The sequence below is a fragment of the Dokdonella sp. genome (assembly GCF_044227025.1).
In the GTDB taxonomy this organism is placed as follows: domain Bacteria; phylum Pseudomonadota; class Gammaproteobacteria; order Xanthomonadales; family Rhodanobacteraceae; genus Dokdonella_A.
Map to the genome: position 1 here is coordinate 308,771 of NZ_JBGAFX010000005.1, position 13,931 is coordinate 322,701.

12 protein-coding genes are annotated in these 13,931 nt (G+C 68.0%); 7 read left to right on the forward strand and 5 right to left on the reverse strand.

Translation table 11 applies throughout. The features are described 5' to 3' along the window. Positions 1-48: 48 nt before the first annotated feature. On the reverse strand, positions 49-627 hold the full coding sequence (locus ACILRJ_RS13825) for a hypothetical protein (protein ID WP_395683780.1): 579 nt from the start codon (positions 625-627) through the stop codon (positions 49-51). Further along, positions 624-2,171 (reverse strand): hypothetical protein, encoded by a 1,548-nt coding sequence (locus ACILRJ_RS13830; protein WP_395683781.1) that lies wholly within the window; start codon positions 2,169-2,171, stop codon positions 624-626. Before ACILRJ_RS13830 ends, ACILRJ_RS13825 begins: the two co-directional genes overlap by 4 nt. 115 nt (positions 2,172-2,286) lie before the next feature. Here ACILRJ_RS13830 and ACILRJ_RS13835 point away from each other — a divergent pair, with 115 nt between their 5' ends. Together ACILRJ_RS13835 and ACILRJ_RS13840 are read left to right on the forward strand one after the other, a co-directional pair. Then, positions 2,287-2,853, forward strand: coding sequence for an ECF-type sigma factor (locus ACILRJ_RS13835; protein WP_395683782.1), 567 nt, complete (start codon positions 2,287-2,289; stop codon positions 2,851-2,853). A 70-nt stretch (positions 2,854-2,923) separates the two neighbouring features. Continuing rightward, positions 2,924-5,686 carry a protein kinase domain-containing protein gene (locus tag ACILRJ_RS13840; protein WP_395683783.1) on the forward strand — a complete coding sequence of 921 codons (2,763 nt, stop codon included), beginning with the start codon at positions 2,924-2,926 and terminating at the stop codon, positions 5,684-5,686. A gap of 41 nt (positions 5,687-5,727) precedes the next feature. On the opposite strand, the gene ACILRJ_RS13845 is transcribed toward ACILRJ_RS13840, so the two are convergent. Together ACILRJ_RS13845 and miaB are read right to left on the reverse strand one after the other, a co-directional pair. Then, entirely contained in the window at positions 5,728-6,222 is a 495-nt protein-coding gene (locus tag ACILRJ_RS13845) for a GNAT family N-acetyltransferase (RefSeq protein ID WP_395683784.1), read from the reverse strand. After that, positions 6,219-7,586 carry a tRNA (N6-isopentenyl adenosine(37)-C2)-methylthiotransferase MiaB gene (gene miaB, locus ACILRJ_RS13850; RefSeq protein WP_395683785.1) on the reverse strand — a complete coding sequence of 456 codons (1,368 nt, stop codon included), beginning with the start codon at positions 7,584-7,586 and terminating at the stop codon, positions 6,219-6,221. The genes ACILRJ_RS13845 and miaB overlap by 4 nt, the downstream gene beginning before the upstream one ends. A 228-nt stretch (positions 7,587-7,814) precedes the next feature. Here miaB and ACILRJ_RS13855 point away from each other — a divergent pair, with 228 nt between their 5' ends. Beyond that, positions 7,815-8,906 (forward strand): lytic transglycosylase domain-containing protein, encoded by a 1,092-nt coding sequence (locus tag ACILRJ_RS13855; RefSeq protein ID WP_395683786.1) that lies wholly within the window; start codon positions 7,815-7,817, stop codon positions 8,904-8,906. Positions 8,907-8,951: 45 nt separating this feature from the next. Here the strand turns inward: ACILRJ_RS13855 and ACILRJ_RS13860 are convergent, their stop codons facing one another. After that, positions 8,952-10,142: a S1C family serine protease gene (locus ACILRJ_RS13860; protein WP_395683787.1), complete on the reverse strand. Its 1,191-nt coding sequence runs from the start codon at positions 10,140-10,142 to the stop codon at positions 8,952-8,954. Positions 10,143-10,385: 243 nt separating this feature from the next. On the opposite strand from ACILRJ_RS13860, the gene petA reads away from it, so the two are divergent. From petA to ACILRJ_RS13880, 4 genes are all read left to right on the forward strand, one after another. Then, the gene (gene petA, locus ACILRJ_RS13865; protein WP_395683788.1) at positions 10,386-10,988 is read left to right on the forward strand and encodes a ubiquinol-cytochrome c reductase iron-sulfur subunit; all 603 of its coding nucleotides are present in this window, start codon (positions 10,386-10,388) and stop codon (positions 10,986-10,988) included. Beyond that, the gene (locus ACILRJ_RS13870) at positions 10,988-12,295 is read left to right on the forward strand and encodes a cytochrome bc complex cytochrome b subunit (RefSeq protein WP_395683789.1); all 1,308 of its coding nucleotides are present in this window, start codon (positions 10,988-10,990) and stop codon (positions 12,293-12,295) included. Before petA ends, ACILRJ_RS13870 begins: the two co-directional genes overlap by 1 nt. A gap of 28 nt (positions 12,296-12,323) precedes the next feature. Next, on the forward strand, positions 12,324-13,058 hold the full coding sequence (locus tag ACILRJ_RS13875; protein ID WP_395683790.1) for a cytochrome c1: 735 nt from the start codon (positions 12,324-12,326) through the stop codon (positions 13,056-13,058). Between the two features lie 231 nt (positions 13,059-13,289). Next, positions 13,290-13,913, forward strand: a complete 624-nt coding sequence (locus ACILRJ_RS13880; RefSeq protein WP_395683791.1) for a glutathione S-transferase N-terminal domain-containing protein — start codon at positions 13,290-13,292, stop codon at positions 13,911-13,913. The last annotated feature ends 18 nt before the right edge of the window (positions 13,914-13,931 follow it).

Sequence of the window (13,931 nt, forward strand, 5' to 3'; positions counted from 1 at the left end):
CACTCAGGCGTACGACGTCGACGTGGCGACCTGACACCGCGGGCCCGCTCACTCGCAATATGCGAAGTGCCCCTCTTCGACGCGCAGGAGCGTGCCGTCGTTCGCGACCAGCGTGCCTTCGAAGGCGACCTCGATGGCAAGGGGCGAGCGCTCGAACAGGCGCACGTCGACGACGACATCGGCACCGAGCACGCCGCCGGCGAGGTAGCGGGTCGCATCGAGGTTGGCGAGCTGGATGGCGCCTGCGGCGACGTTTCCACCCCTGATGACGTATCGCCCGGGGCGGTCGACGCCGGCGAGGTTGAGGTTGAACGTCTGTTCGTCGCGATCCTTCGCGCCGAACGATCCCGACAACATGAGCATGCGGTCGAATCCGATCGGATGCATGATGGCCGTGATCGCGCGATCGGCGTGCCACGCGCGTCCATCGATGCGGAGCGCGAGTACGTTCGCGCGGGTGCACGTCGACGTATTCGTCGCGACTGTCGCGCCGGCATCCTGCGGACTGCCGGTGACGACGGGTGCAGGGCCGCGCCCGCACGCGGCGAGGGCGAAAACGATCCCCATGACCATCGCCCGAGCGGCGAGCGTCGTGCCGTTCGCACGGAAGCCGGACGGCGCGCTCACGGCGAGCTGTCGAAGGCGTTGGCGAAGATGCGGTCGCCCTGCAGCAGGACGCGCATGACCGAGCCGTAGCGGGACTGGCCGTCGTCGCTCGCGTAGGCGTAGCCGGCGAACAGCAGCTTGCCGTCCGGCGTGAGCGCGAGCGTGTCGACGCGGTTGTCGCGATCGCTGCCGCCGATCGTATAGCCGTAACCCATGCGTCCCGGCAGGCTCGAGGCGAGGTAGCCGAACGAATCATCCGGTGAAAGGTCGGCGTTCAGGCGCATGAGCATGGCGTCGCCGTAGGTCCAGTCGCTGGCCGCATAGCCGCCGCCGAGCACCGCCTTGCCGTCCGCCTGCACCACGATCGCACCGGCGTAAGCACCCGGGCTCTGCCACGGATCGCCGGGGATCTCCATCCCGTAGGCCGCGGTCGTGATCGTGTCGCGCGTGATTCGCGCGGCGAGGATCGCGGGGAAGCTGCGATCGGCATTGGCGACGAAGCCGGCGACGACAATCGATTCATTGCCGGCATCGCCGGCAATCGGGGCGGAAGCGATCGCGTTGACCTCGACCGCGAGCCCGGGCCCGAAGCCGATCAGTGAGCGGCTCTGGTTGCCATATGCGCCGCTCGCGCCCCAGGCCCACGCGCCGCCGAAATTGCCGACGCGGGTGTGCTTGACCACCCCGGTATCGCCGCAGCCGCGGATCGCGATCGGGATCGCGGTGGACACGCCCGCAGCGAAGCCGGTCAGGTCGGCGACATCGATGTCCGCATTGTTCGGGCATAGGTCGGTGTCGATGCGCAGCATCCGCCATTCGCCGCTGTAGCCGTCGCCCGCGCCGCCGACGACGTTGCCGCAGCCGGCCAGGCCCGAAGGGCACAGGTATCCATCCAGGCCCAGGATCGCTGCGCCGAGCGTATGCGGTCCGGCGAGGCCGTCGCGGATGTTGCCGGCGACGACGAGTACCGTGCTCGCGCTGCCCGTGCCGGCGAGGTCGACGTCCAGCAGCGCGATCGCCTTGCCGGCGTCCGAAGGCACGCCGCCGCGATGCAGGCGCGTCAGGCCACCGACGCCGAACGACGTATCGGGTTCGCCGCCGGGTGCGAGCGCCCACACCGCCATGTCGCTGCTGCCGTCCGGGTTGTCGATCGTGCCGACGACGACGACGCGCCCGTCGGGGAGCAGCACTGCATCGCTCGCGCGCCAGTCGTAGTCCTCGCCGACGTAGACGAGCGCGCGTCCTCCGATGCCGTAGCTCGTGTCCCAGCTGCCGTCCGCGCCGATCCGGACCGCGACCGGCACGGACTCCGTACTGATCGGCACATCGTACGGCGTCGCGGCATTGGCGAGCACGATCGACCGCCCGTCGCCGAGCGGCAGCACCTTTAACGGGCTCACCTGGGCCCACGCGAGCGCGCCCGGTGTCTGCGCCGGATCGCGCGAAGCGATCGCGTACAGCATGCGCCCACCATCGCCGAAGGTTGCGTCCAGTTCCCCGCCTGCATGCGCCGCCGTCGCTGCCAGCAGGCAGCACGCCCAGCCCATCCCGGATTTCGTGAGCATCGATCCACTCCTCGGCGCGAGATGCGCCCTCCAGCTTCGACTTACGCTGCCGACGGGCGAACCTGACACGCGCGGGTCGGCTAGACTTCCGCGGAGGTATCGTGGAGGCACGGACATGGGGGAGGGCGGTGCCGACGTCACCGGTCTGCTGCGGCGTTGGGGCGAGGGCGACATGCAGGCGCTCGACGATCTTCTGCCGGACGTGTGGGACGACCTGCGGCGGATCGCCGCATCCGAACTGCGCTCGAACGCCGGCCACGGCACGCTGCAGCCGACCGCGTTGATCAATGACGTGTTCGTGCGCCTGCTCGGCACCGACCACGTGCGCATCACCGATCGCCGTCACCTGTTCACCACGGCGGCGAGGCTCATGCGCCAGGTCCTCGTCGATCGCGCGCGCGCGCAGCAGCGCGAAAAGCGCGGCGGCGGCCATTGGCAGCGCGTCGACCTGGTCGAGGCGATCGCGCTGCCGATCGAGCCCGGGACCGACGTGAGCGCGCTGGCGCAAGCGCTGGATGCGCTCGCGCAACTCGATCCGCGCATGGCCGAGGTCGTCGAGCTGCGCAGTTTCGCGGGCCTCGAGGTAACCGAGGTGGCCCACCTGCTCGGCGTCGACGAACGCACCGTGTATCGCGACTGGGCGATGGCTCGCGCATGGTTGCGCCAGCATCTGGGCGCCTGAGCGCGCAGCACGTGTCGGGTACGCGCGCCGACGACGTACGCACTGCATGACGCACGGGTGAAGGTGGATCATGCAAGGCGCGCGCTTCCAACGACTCAAGGCGGAATTCAACGATCTGATCGGGCAGCCTCCGGACGCGCGCGCCGCGCGCCTCGCGCAACTCGCCGCGGTCGACCCGGAGTTCGCCGCCGAACTCGCGCGCTGGATGGCCGCGCTCGACGAAACCGATCTCGCGCCCGCCGGCGATCCGCTGGTCGGTCGTGCGGTCGGTGCCTACGTGCTTGAGCGGCGCCTCGGCGCCGGCGGGATGGGCGTCGTGTACGCCGCCTCGCGCCGCGACGGCGCGATCGAGCAGCGCGTCGCGTTGAAACTGACCGGACGCCTGCACCTGTCCGGGCCCGTCCAGCAGCGCATCGAGCGAGAGCGTGCGTTCCTGGCGCGCCTTTCGCACCCGCACGTCGCGCGCATCCTCGATGCGGGAACGAGCCCGGAACTCGGCCACTGGTTCGCGATGGAACTCGTCGAGGGCACCGATCTCGCCACGCACGCGGACACGGCGCGCCTCGACGTGAACGAGCGCCTGCGGCTCTGGCTGCAATTGGCCGATGCGGTCGCCTACGTGCACCGGCACGCGATCGTCCATCGCGACCTCAAGCCCGGCAATGTCCTCGTCGATGCCGCCGGCGACGTGAAGCTGCTCGATTTCGGCATCGCCAAGCTGCTCTCGGCCGACGATGGAGCGACTGCGACGGTCGGATTCACCGCGCGCTATGCGTCGCCGGAGCAGTTGCGCGGCGAATCCGCGACGACGGCGACCGACGTCTACGCGCTTGGCCTGCTGCTGTACGAACTGTTGGTCGGCCCGTTTCCGTTTGGCCGCATGGACGGCTCCGCCCGCCCGCGCGCCGAAACGCCGTTGCTGCGCGATCGCGTGGGCGCATCGGCGGACGACCTGGTCCATGTCGCGGCTGCACGGAGCACCACGCCGAACGCGCTGCGCCGCCGCCTGCGCGGCGAGCTCGAGGCAATCGTCGCGCGCGCGTTGCGCACCGACGCCGCGGAGCGCTACGGCTCGGTCGGCGAGTTCGCCGCGGACGTTCGTCGCCACCTCTCCGGCGAGCCGGTCGACGCGCTCCCGCGATCGCTCGGATACCGGGCGCGCGTGTTCGTGCGTCGCCACCGCGCCGCGGTCGGCGGTGCGGCGTTGGCGGCTGCGGGCCTGCTCGCCGGGCTCGCGGTCGCCGTGTACCAGCGCGACCAGGCGCTGCTGGAGCGCGATCGCGCCGAGCGGCAGAACGCCTTGCTCGTTTCGCTGGTCGACGCGGCTGATCCCTACGACCTGCGTGGTTCGAGTCTGACCGTGGCGGAAATGCTCGACGCGGCGTCGGCGCGCACACGCGCCCAGGCGGGGCTCGATCCGCGCCTGCGCGCGCAGCTGTTGGATGCGATCGGCCATGGCCTGTTCGCGCTGGGACGCAGCAGCGACGCTGCCGTCGCCTTCGCAGCGGCGTTGCGTGCGCTGCCGGCCGAGGTGGCGCCAGCGGACCCACTGCGCGTGCGCTTGTCCCTGCGCGACGTCGCAAGCCGCTTCGAGCTCGATCCGACCACGCCTGCGCTCGCGTCGCTGGCCGCCCTGTGGCCTTCGATCGCGCGTCAGGATGCGTCACTGCGCATCGAGGCGCTCGGGATTCGTGCGCACGTGCAGCGCACGCTCGGCGCACCCGAGGCGGCGCTCGCGGACGTCGAGGCCGCGCTCGCGCTGTGCGCGATCGCCCGCGGCGACGGCAATGCCGACGAGCGCCTCGCGCTGCGCCTCAAGCGCATGGACCTGTTGTCGACCCTGCACCGCGACGATGAGGCACTCGCCGAGGCGGATGCGCTGTGGAGCGAGGCGTCGGCGTTGCCGGAAGGCTTCGACGGCATGCGTGTATGGGTCGGCCGCCAGCGCGCAAGTGCGCTCGCGATGGCCGGGCGTGCCGACGACGCGGAACGGCTGCTCGCCGCGCTCGCGCCCGCGGCGGAGCGATCGTACGGCGCGGGCAGCACGCGCCTCGCGGCGTTCCATTCGAGCCTCGAGCTCGCCCAGCGAAAGCGCGGTCACGCACGGTCCGCGGCAGGCAGCGCGGCGCGTGCCGGCGCGATCTACGCAACTAACCTTCCGGACTCGGTCTACCACGCGTATGCACTGCGCATCGAGGGCGATGACCTCCGCGTCGTCGGCGAGTACGCGGCGGCCGACGAGCGGTTTGCCCGCGCGGCCGCGATCTACGCCAGGCTCGGCGGCAACGCCGTGGAGGATCTAGCGTGGTGCGCGATCGAGCGCGCGTTCACCGCGTTCGAGGCGAAGCGTTCGACCGGCGCCTACGACGCGCTCGTGCGCATCGGCGAGGATTACCTTGCGGATGCCGGCAATGACCGTTACCGGGCCACCGTGGAGCAGATGCTCGTCGAGGCCGCGCTCGACATCGGCGACACGGCGGGCGCGCAGCGACGGCTCGCGGCGTCCGCGGCGGCGCGACCGGCCGCGGCCGAGGATCGCGTCGCGGCCGCGGTCGGGGCGTTTCGCCTGGCGCGATCGCAGGGCGACCGTGCGGCTGCGGCGGCCGCGATCGCCGCGGGCCGCCGCGACCTCGGTGAGGCCGTCAACCGGGTCGTCGTCGCGACCTTCCTGACGCTGCTCGTCTACGAAGCCGGCGCCGGGAACGAGCGCGCAGCCCGCTGCGCACTCGCCCGCGACGCCTGGCTCGAGGTGGATCCGGACGGGACCGCGTGGCGCGTCCAGCTGAGAGACGTGCCGGCCTGTGCCGCGTTCGACGCCACGATGCGGGGCTAGGCGGCGGCGCCGTGCGACGCTGGCGACCGGCGCGCGCGTCGCTAGAGCGCGCGGTGCATCACGAAGACGTCGGTCGGCCCGAGGCGTGCGTGGCGGAACGCACCGGGCACGCGGCCGACGATCGCGAAGCCGTGCTTCTGCCAGAGCCGTACCGCGCCTTCGTTGCTGCTGACGACGAAGTTGTACTGCATCGCGGTGAAGCCCGCCCGGCGTGCCAACGCGAGCGAGTGCTCGCACATGGCCGAGGCGATGCCCTGGCCACGCGCGTGCGGGGACACCATGTAGCCGCAGTTCGCGACGTGGTCGCCGAGGCCGGGCTGGTTCGGGCGCAGCATGTAGATGCCGAGCGCCTCGCCGTCGCGTTCGGCGACGAAGCAGCGGCTCGGCGGCGTCGTCCACATTGCGCGCGCCTGCGATTCGTCAATGTCGGGCGGGTAGCTGTAGGTGTCTCCCGCGGCGACCACCGCACGGAAGATCTGCCACGCGCGCGCGAAGCCTCTCGCGTGGATCTCGCGGATGGCGAGCGGCGAGCTCACGCGGCGGAAGCGGCGAGCCCGTCGTCGAGGTGGACGCGGCCGCGAAGCGAATTGGTCAGCGCTTCGGTGATTACGACGTCGACGAATTGCCCGACCAGTCGCGTCGGCGCCGGGAAGTTCACAGAGCGCATGTTCTCGGTCTTGCCGGTGAGTTCGTTGGCGTTCTTGCGCGAAGGGCCTTCAACGAGGATGCGCTGGGTCGTTGCGACCATCGCGGCGTTGATCTTCGCCGCGTTCGCGTTGAGCGCGGCCTGCAGGCGTTCGAGCCGTGCGTGCTTGACTGCGTCGGGCGTATCGTCGGCGAGGTTCGCGGCGGGCGTGCCGGGGCGCCTGGAGTAGATGAACGAGAAGCTCTGGTCGAAGCCGACGTCGTCGATGAGCTTCATCGTCTTGTCGAAATCGGCGTCGGTCTCGCCGGGGAAGCCGACGATGAAGTCCGACGAGATGCAGATGTCCGGGCGCACCGCGCGCAGCTTGCGGATCTTCTGCTTGAACTCGAGCGCGGTGTAGCCGCGCTTCATCGCGGCGAGGATGCGATCGGAACCCGACTGCACCGGCAGATGGAGGAAGTTCGCCAGCTGCGGCACGTTCGCGTAGGCGTCGATGAGCGAATCGGAGAACTCGAGCGGGTGCGAAGTCGTGAAGCGGATGCGACCGATGCCGTCGATCTCTGCGATTGCGTGGATCAGCAGGCCGAGGTCGGCGACGGCGCCATCGTGCATCGGGCCTCGATAGGCGTTGACGTTCTGGCCGAGCAGGTTGACTTCACGCACGCCCTGTTCGGCGAGCGTGGCGATCTCGGCGACCACGTCGTCGAACGGGCGGCTGATTTCCTCGCCGCGCGTGTACGGTACGACGCAGAACGAACAGTACTTCGAGCAGCCTTCCATGATCGAGACGAACGCACTCGGGCCCTCGGCGCGTGGCTCGGGCATGCGATCGAACTTCTCGATCTCGGGGAAGGAAATGTCGACCTGCGGCTTGCCGCTGCTGCGCCGGGCGTCGATGAGTTGCGGCAGGCGATGCAGGGTCTGCGGCCCGAACACGAGGTCGACGAAGGGCGCGCGCCGGATGATCGCCTCGCCTTCCTGGCTTGCGACACAGCCGCCAACGCCGATCAACACCGGCTTGCCGTCGGCCTTGTACTGCTTCCAGCGGCCGAGCTGGCTGAACACCTTCTCCTGCGCTTTTTCGCGGATCGAGCAGGTGTTGACGAGGATCACGCCGGCCTCGCCCTCTTCCTGGGTCAGTTCGAGGCCGTGCGAAGCGCGCAGTACGTCGGCCATCTTGGCCGAGTCATACTCGTTCATCTGGCAACCGTGGGTCTTGATGAAGAGTTTCATGGGGGCAGCGTTGCCGGTCATGGTGCTGGCGGGCGGGGGAAGACTGCGCAGTTTAGCATTGTGCGGCAAGGGCTTATGGCGCGATATGTGGAACTGCCAGAGGTTTCGAGGGTCACAGGCTGGTGCGCCAGGCCGGGAGGTCCAGAAACAGGCCGGCGACCTTCGTTTGTTGCATTGCGGCACAACTTCCGCTTGGCAACGTGAACAATGCAGCGGAAACTCTTGAGCGGGATGGGTTAAATCGCTTCCATGACGTTACTGACACGATTCGCCTTCAGCGGACTCGCTCTCCTGCTCTGTGCAGGGGGTGGTGCGCGGGCGAGTGTGCTCTACAAGTGCGATACCACCGACGGCAGCATCGCCTACACCAGCACGAGCAAGGGCTACACCAATTGCAAGGCGATTTCGGTGTTCGCCGATCCACCCAAGCCCAAAGCCGCCGCCGCACCCAAGCCCGCGCTGCCGAAGTCCGGCTGGGTCTACGAGGAAGGCGCCAGGGAAACGGCGAGAGCCGACTTCTCCGGGATCAGCGCCGCGGTCGCGAGTGACCCCGCGTCGATCGTGCGGGCGGACTTCCGCGCGACCTATGCCGGCGTCGCCAGCAGTGCGCCGGTGTTCGTGCCGCAGGATTTCTCGACCGTGCTTGCCGATGTCGCCAGCAGCGCGACGACCGTCGGCAATCCACTGTTCATCGCCGCGCCGTATCGACCAACTCCACGGCCGGTTGCGGAACCGCCGCGCGCGGCACCGCTGGTTGCCTCGACCGCGGCGGCGATGCCGCGCATCCTGCGCGGCGCGGTCTACAAGGTGGAGCGCAAGGGCGGCATCACCGAGTACACGAACGTGAAACCTTCCGGCGGCGCGTTCGCGGTGCTATTCACCTACATCGCGACCTGCGTTGCCTGCGACATCCATTCGAAGATCGATTTCGCACGCACGACCCTGCATCTGGACGCCTACAAGGACGAGATCGCCGCAGCCGCCGCCGACTTCGGTCTCGATTCGGCGTTGCTGCATGCCGTGATCCACGCCGAGTCCGCCTTCAATCCGATGGCGATGTCGAACAAGGGCGCGCAGGGCCTGATGCAGCTGATGCCCGACACCGCCAACGACATGGGCGTCGCCGATGCGTTCGACGCCTCTCAGAACATCCGCGGCGGTGCACGCTACCTCGCGATGCTGCTGAAGAATTTCAACGGCAATGCGCAGCTCGCAACCGCAGCCTACAACGCCGGTCCTGGCGCGGTGCAGAAGTACGGCGGCATTCCGCCCTATGACGAGACGCAAGTGTACGTGCAGCGCGTGTCCCAGTTGCGTGACCGGTACGCGAAGGCGTTGTGAGCAGGGGCCAAGCCCCTAGCCCCTCTAGCCCCTAGCCCCTAGCCCCTAGGCTCCAGTGGTACTCGGCGCCGGTCGCTGCACCAGCACGACGTCGAGCGCGAACGGCACGTTGCCGCGCAGGCCTTCCAGGCGCACCTTGGTGCCGGGCGCGAGAGCGGCTTCGCGATTGCGCAGGTCCACCTGGTCGGCGATCGCTACGCCATCGAGCTTGAGCAGCAGGTCGCCCACTTGCAGGTCCACCTGAGCTGCGGGGCTTTCCGGCACCACGCGCACGACCACCACGCCCTGCTGGCGAGCCGTCGCACCATTGGCCGGGGGAATGTCTGCGTAGTCGGCGCCGATCCAGCCGCGGATGACGTGTCCGTGCTTGACGATCTGGTCCAGCACCGCCTTGGCTGTCGCCACCGGGATCGCAAAGCCGATGCCTTCGGGCATCTCCGGCGCGCGCCCGAGCCCGGACGAGATCGGCTTGTTGTAGACCGCGGTATTGATGCCGATCAGTTCTCCAAGCGCGTTGACGAGCGCGCCGCCTGAATTGCCGGCATTGATCGCCGCATCGGTCTGGATGAAGTCCTCGTAGGCGGACATGTTGAGTTGTCGGCCGGTCGCGCTGACGATGCCCATCGTGACCGTCTTGCCGACGCCGGCCGGATTGCCGATCGCGAGGACCACGTCGCCGACGTCGGCGCTGGCATCCCCGGCGACCTCGATCGCCGGCAGGTTGTGCTCGGCGATCTTCAGCACTGCGAGATCGGTCTCCGCATCGGTGCCGGTCACCTGTGCCTGCGCGACGCGGCCGTCATCGAGCAGCACCTGGATGTCGTCGGCGCCGGTGATGACGTGGTTGTTGGTCAGGACATAGCCGTCGGTGCTGAAGATGACGCCTGAGCCGAGGCTCTGGTCGCGCTGCTGGCGGATCGGTCCCAGCGCATAGCCGAGCAGTCGCCGGCTCAGCGGGTCGGAAACCGGATAGGCAGGACGCGTCATGGTGACGCGGTTGGCGTAGATGTTCACCACCGCGGGCGAGGCGCGCGAGACGGCATCGGCGTACGAAACCGGGCCGCTGCGTGCATAGGAGGTCTGGGCCCCCGCCATCGTTGCGGGCGCGCTGCCGGTGCCGCGCAAGCGGTCGACGAGACCGGGTGCGAACACGCTCAACACGAACGCGACGGCAAGACCGACGACGATGCTGCGGGCGACGAAAACGGCGATGGCGTGCAGTTTGCTGCTGTGCATGGACTTCCGTTGGCGCCGCGACACCCGCGGCGAGGGCGGGCAGGGCATCGCCTTTGATTGTGCGGTGCGGAGGCGTTCGTTAAACTAACACGATTTTGGGGCTCACCCCCGCGGAGAACGCGGGTGCAATGCCGTTTTTGCGCGCTACGCGCAGGGCGGCACTGCTCGTGGCGCGCAATGGCGGTCGTTCGGAGTGATCCGGCTTCCGTCGACCGGTTTTTTCAAGTTTGCAGCGGAGTGCTGATGGCAAACGATGCTGTGGTGGACAAGGGGCGCCGTCGATTCCTGACCGCGACGACTTCGGTCGTCGGTGGCGCGGGCGTCGCGTTGGCCGCGATTCCCTTCGTCAAGTCGTGGGAGCCGAGCGAGAAGGCGAAATCGGCGGGTGCGCCGGTCCTCGCCGACATCGGCAAGATCGAGTCGGGCCAGAAGGTCACCTTCGAATGGCGCGGCCTTCCGGTATTCATCGTGAACCGCACCAAGGGCCAGCTCGATACGCTGACCTCGGTCGATTCGCTGCTGCGTGATCCGCAGTCGGAGAACACCGCGCAGCAGCCGGAGTACGCGAAGAACGAATACCGCTCGATCAAGCCGGAGTGGCTGGTCGTGACCGGCATCTGCACCCACCTCGGTTGCGTGCCGGACTTCTTCCCGGAGCTCAAGCCCGAGCCGTTCGACCCGCACTGGAAGGGTGGCTTCTACTGCCCCTGCCACAAGTCGCGCTACGACCTGTCCGGGCGCGTGTACTCCGGCGTGCCGGCCCCGGCGAACCTCGCCGTCCCGCCGTACCACTTCGTCGACGACAGTCACATCCTGATCGGCGTCAATCCGGGGGAGAAGGTCTGATGGGTACCACCATGACCCGGCTCCAGCCGAAGAACCGCGTGCTCGCGTGGGTGGAGGATCGCCTGCCGGTCCTTTCGTTCCTGTCGTCGCACACGAGCGGCTACTACGCGCCGAAGAACTTCAACCTCTGGTACTACTTCGGTTCGCTCGCCCTGCTCGTGCTGGTCAACCAGATCCTGACCGGCATCTTCCTGACGATGAACTACAAGCCGAACGCGCTCGAAGCGTTCGCATCGGTCGAGTACATCATGCGCGACGTCAGCTGGGGATGGCTGATCCGCTACATGCACTCGACCGGCGCCTCGCTGTTCTTCGTGGTCGTCTACCTGCACATGTTCCGCGGCCTGATGTACGGCTCGTTCAAGAAGCCGCGCGAGCTGGTGTGGATCCTCGGCATGCTGATCTTCCTCGTCCTGATGGCCGAGGCGTTCATGGGCTACGTGCTGCCATGGGGCAACATGTCGTTCTGGGGCGCCAAGGTCATCATTTCGCTGTTCGGCACGATCCCCTGGATCGGGCCGTCGCTGGTCGAATGGATCATGGGCGACTACCTGCCCGCCGATGCAACGCTGAACCGGTTTTTCGCGCTGCACGTGATCGCGCTGCCGCTGGTGCTGCTGCTGCTGGTCGTGCTGCACCTCGGTGCGCTGCACGAAGTGGGTTCGAACAATCCGGACGGCGTGGAGATCAAGGAAAAGAAGAAGCCCGACGGTACCCCGCTCGACGGCATCGCGTTCCATCCGTACTACACGGTGAAGGACCTGTTCGGCACCGGCTTCTTCCTGCTGATCGCCGCGTTCATCATCTTCTACGCGCCGACCTTCGGCGGCTGGTTCCTCGAGCACGACAACTTCATCCCGGCGAACAACCTCGCCACGCCGACGCACATCAAGCCGGTGTGGTACTTCACGCCGTTCTACGCGATCCTGCGCATGGTTCCGTCGTTCTTCGGCACCGCGGTGTGGGGCGTGATCGCGATGTTCGGGTCGATCGCGGTGCTGTTCCTGATGCCGTGGATCGACCAGGGCAGGGTCAAGTCGATCCGCTATCGCGGCCTCGGCTACAAGATCGCGCTCGGCCTGTTCGCCCTGTCGTTCGTCCTGCTGGCCGCGGTCGGTGCGGGCGTGACCGCGGAGCTGATCCCGAAATGGTTCGGCGAGGCCGCCGATGCGACGTTCATCGAGAACCTGTTCGGCCGCATCTGGACGTTCGTCTACTTCGGCTTCTTCGTGTTCCTTTGGGTCTACACGCGCTTTGGTTTCGAGAAGACCAGGCCGGTACCCGAGCGGGTGACGTCGCATGACTAAGGCCACCACCAAGAATTCGAGGACCGCGATGTCCATCAAGATTGCCGCCCTGCTGGTCGCCGCCCTGATGACGATCGGCGTCGCCAGTGCATCCGAGAGCGAAGGCCTCGAGCAGGCGAACATCCGCCTCGACGACGTCGCCTCGATGCAGCGCGGCGCGCGCCTGTTCTTCAACTATTGCTCCGGCTGCCACTCGCTGCAGTACCTGCGCTACTCGCGCATTGCCGAGGATCTGCAGCTCGACCCGAAGGACGTCGAGAAGAACTTCATGTTCGTCGGCGGCAAGATCGGCGAGCCGGCGATCAACCACATGCCGGCTGCCGACGCGACGAAGTGGTTCGGCAAGGCACCGCCGGACCTGTCGCTGGAAGCCCGCTCGAAGGGTTCGGACTGGATCTACAACTACCTGAAGTCGTTCTACGTCGATCCGACCCGTCCGCTGGGCTGGAACAACACGGTGTTCCCGAACGCGTCGATGCCGAACGCGCTGTGGGAACTGCAGGGCCTCCAGGTGGCGGTGATGAAGCCCGCCAGCGAGGGGCATGATGCCGTGGTCGAGAAGCTCGATCTGAAGACCCCGGGCCGCCAGAACGCCGAGGAGTTCGACCGCACCGCGCGCGACATCACTGCGTTCCTGCAGTACGCCGGCGAGCCGGCCGCGCTCAAGCGCGAGTCGATGGGCGTGTGGGTGCTGCTCTACCTCGCCCTGTTCACGCTGCTCGCGTATCTGCTCAAGCACGAGTTCTGGAAAGACGTGCACTGAGCGTGGCCGCCGCTCCCGCACGAACCCGTGCGGGAGCGAGCGTCGTTGGCTCCCGCCGCTCCCGCGACGCGCCGTCCCTTGAAGGGCAAGACTGAGAGCGTCGCGGCCAGTCGCTCCCGCACAAGGCATGCGCCCTGCGGGCGTCCGCTCCCACCCTCCTAGGCGGCCGCTGGCCTCGCGTAGTACATTCCCGCTGAAGGGCTCGTTTGAGAGGGGAGCAGGGGATCCAGCATGGCCTTGAACCAGCGTTCGCGTACCGTCTTGACCCTCTATTCCGCCCACAACTGCGTCCACTGCCACCGGGTGCGGATGACCCTCGCCGCCAAGGGCGTGACCTACGACCATGTCCTGGTCGACCTGAACGACCCGCCGGAAGACCTGATCGACCTCAATCCGTACAACTCGGTGCCGACCCTGGTCGACCGCGACCTGGTCCTGTACGACACCTCGGTCATCTGCGAATACCTTGACGAGCGCTACCCGCACCCGCCGCTGATGCCGGTCGACCCGCTGTCGCGTGCGCGCCTGCGCCTGGCGATCGTGCGCGTCGAGAACGACTGGCTGACCCTGGTCGACGATATCGAGGCGGGCGGCAAGGGCGCCGATGCCGCGCGCAAGGCCCTGCGCGACGATCTGGTCAAGAACGCGTCGGCGTTCAAGGCTTCGCGCTTCTTCCTCAGCCCGGAAATCAGCCTTGCCGATTGCGCACTTGCACCGCTGGTCTGGCGTCTGGATTCGCTTGGCGTGCAACTGCCGCGCGAGGCGCAGGCGATCGCCGACTACGGTGAACGCATCTTCCGCAGCCAGGGGTTCACGCGCAGTCTGACCGCCGAAGAGAAGAGCCTGCGCCCGTGAGTTCCGTGTTCGCGTGCC

Excerpts from the sequence above, each read along its gene's own strand:
- ACILRJ_RS13830 (WP_395683781.1), bottom strand. The coding sequence starts at position 2,171 with ATGCTCACGAAATCCGGGATGGGCTGGGCGTGCTGCCTGCTGGCAGCG.
- ACILRJ_RS13835 (WP_395683782.1), top strand. The coding sequence starts at position 2,287 with ATGGGGGAGGGCGGTGCCGACGTCACCGGTCTGCTGCGGCGTTGGGGC.
- ACILRJ_RS13840 (WP_395683783.1), top strand. The coding sequence starts at position 2,924 with ATGCAAGGCGCGCGCTTCCAACGACTCAAGGCGGAATTCAACGATCTG.
- miaB (WP_395683785.1), bottom strand. The coding sequence starts at position 7,586 with ATGACCGGCAACGCTGCCCCCATGAAACTCTTCATCAAGACCCACGGT.
- ACILRJ_RS13855 (WP_395683786.1), top strand. The coding sequence starts at position 7,815 with ATGACGTTACTGACACGATTCGCCTTCAGCGGACTCGCTCTCCTGCTC.
- ACILRJ_RS13860 (WP_395683787.1), bottom strand. The coding sequence starts at position 10,142 with ATGCACAGCAGCAAACTGCACGCCATCGCCGTTTTCGTCGCCCGCAGC.
- petA (WP_395683788.1), top strand. The coding sequence starts at position 10,386 with ATGGCAAACGATGCTGTGGTGGACAAGGGGCGCCGTCGATTCCTGACC.
- ACILRJ_RS13870 (WP_395683789.1), top strand. The coding sequence starts at position 10,988 with ATGGGTACCACCATGACCCGGCTCCAGCCGAAGAACCGCGTGCTCGCG.
- ACILRJ_RS13875 (WP_395683790.1), top strand. The coding sequence starts at position 12,324 with ATGTCCATCAAGATTGCCGCCCTGCTGGTCGCCGCCCTGATGACGATC.
- ACILRJ_RS13880 (WP_395683791.1), top strand. The coding sequence starts at position 13,290 with ATGGCCTTGAACCAGCGTTCGCGTACCGTCTTGACCCTCTATTCCGCC.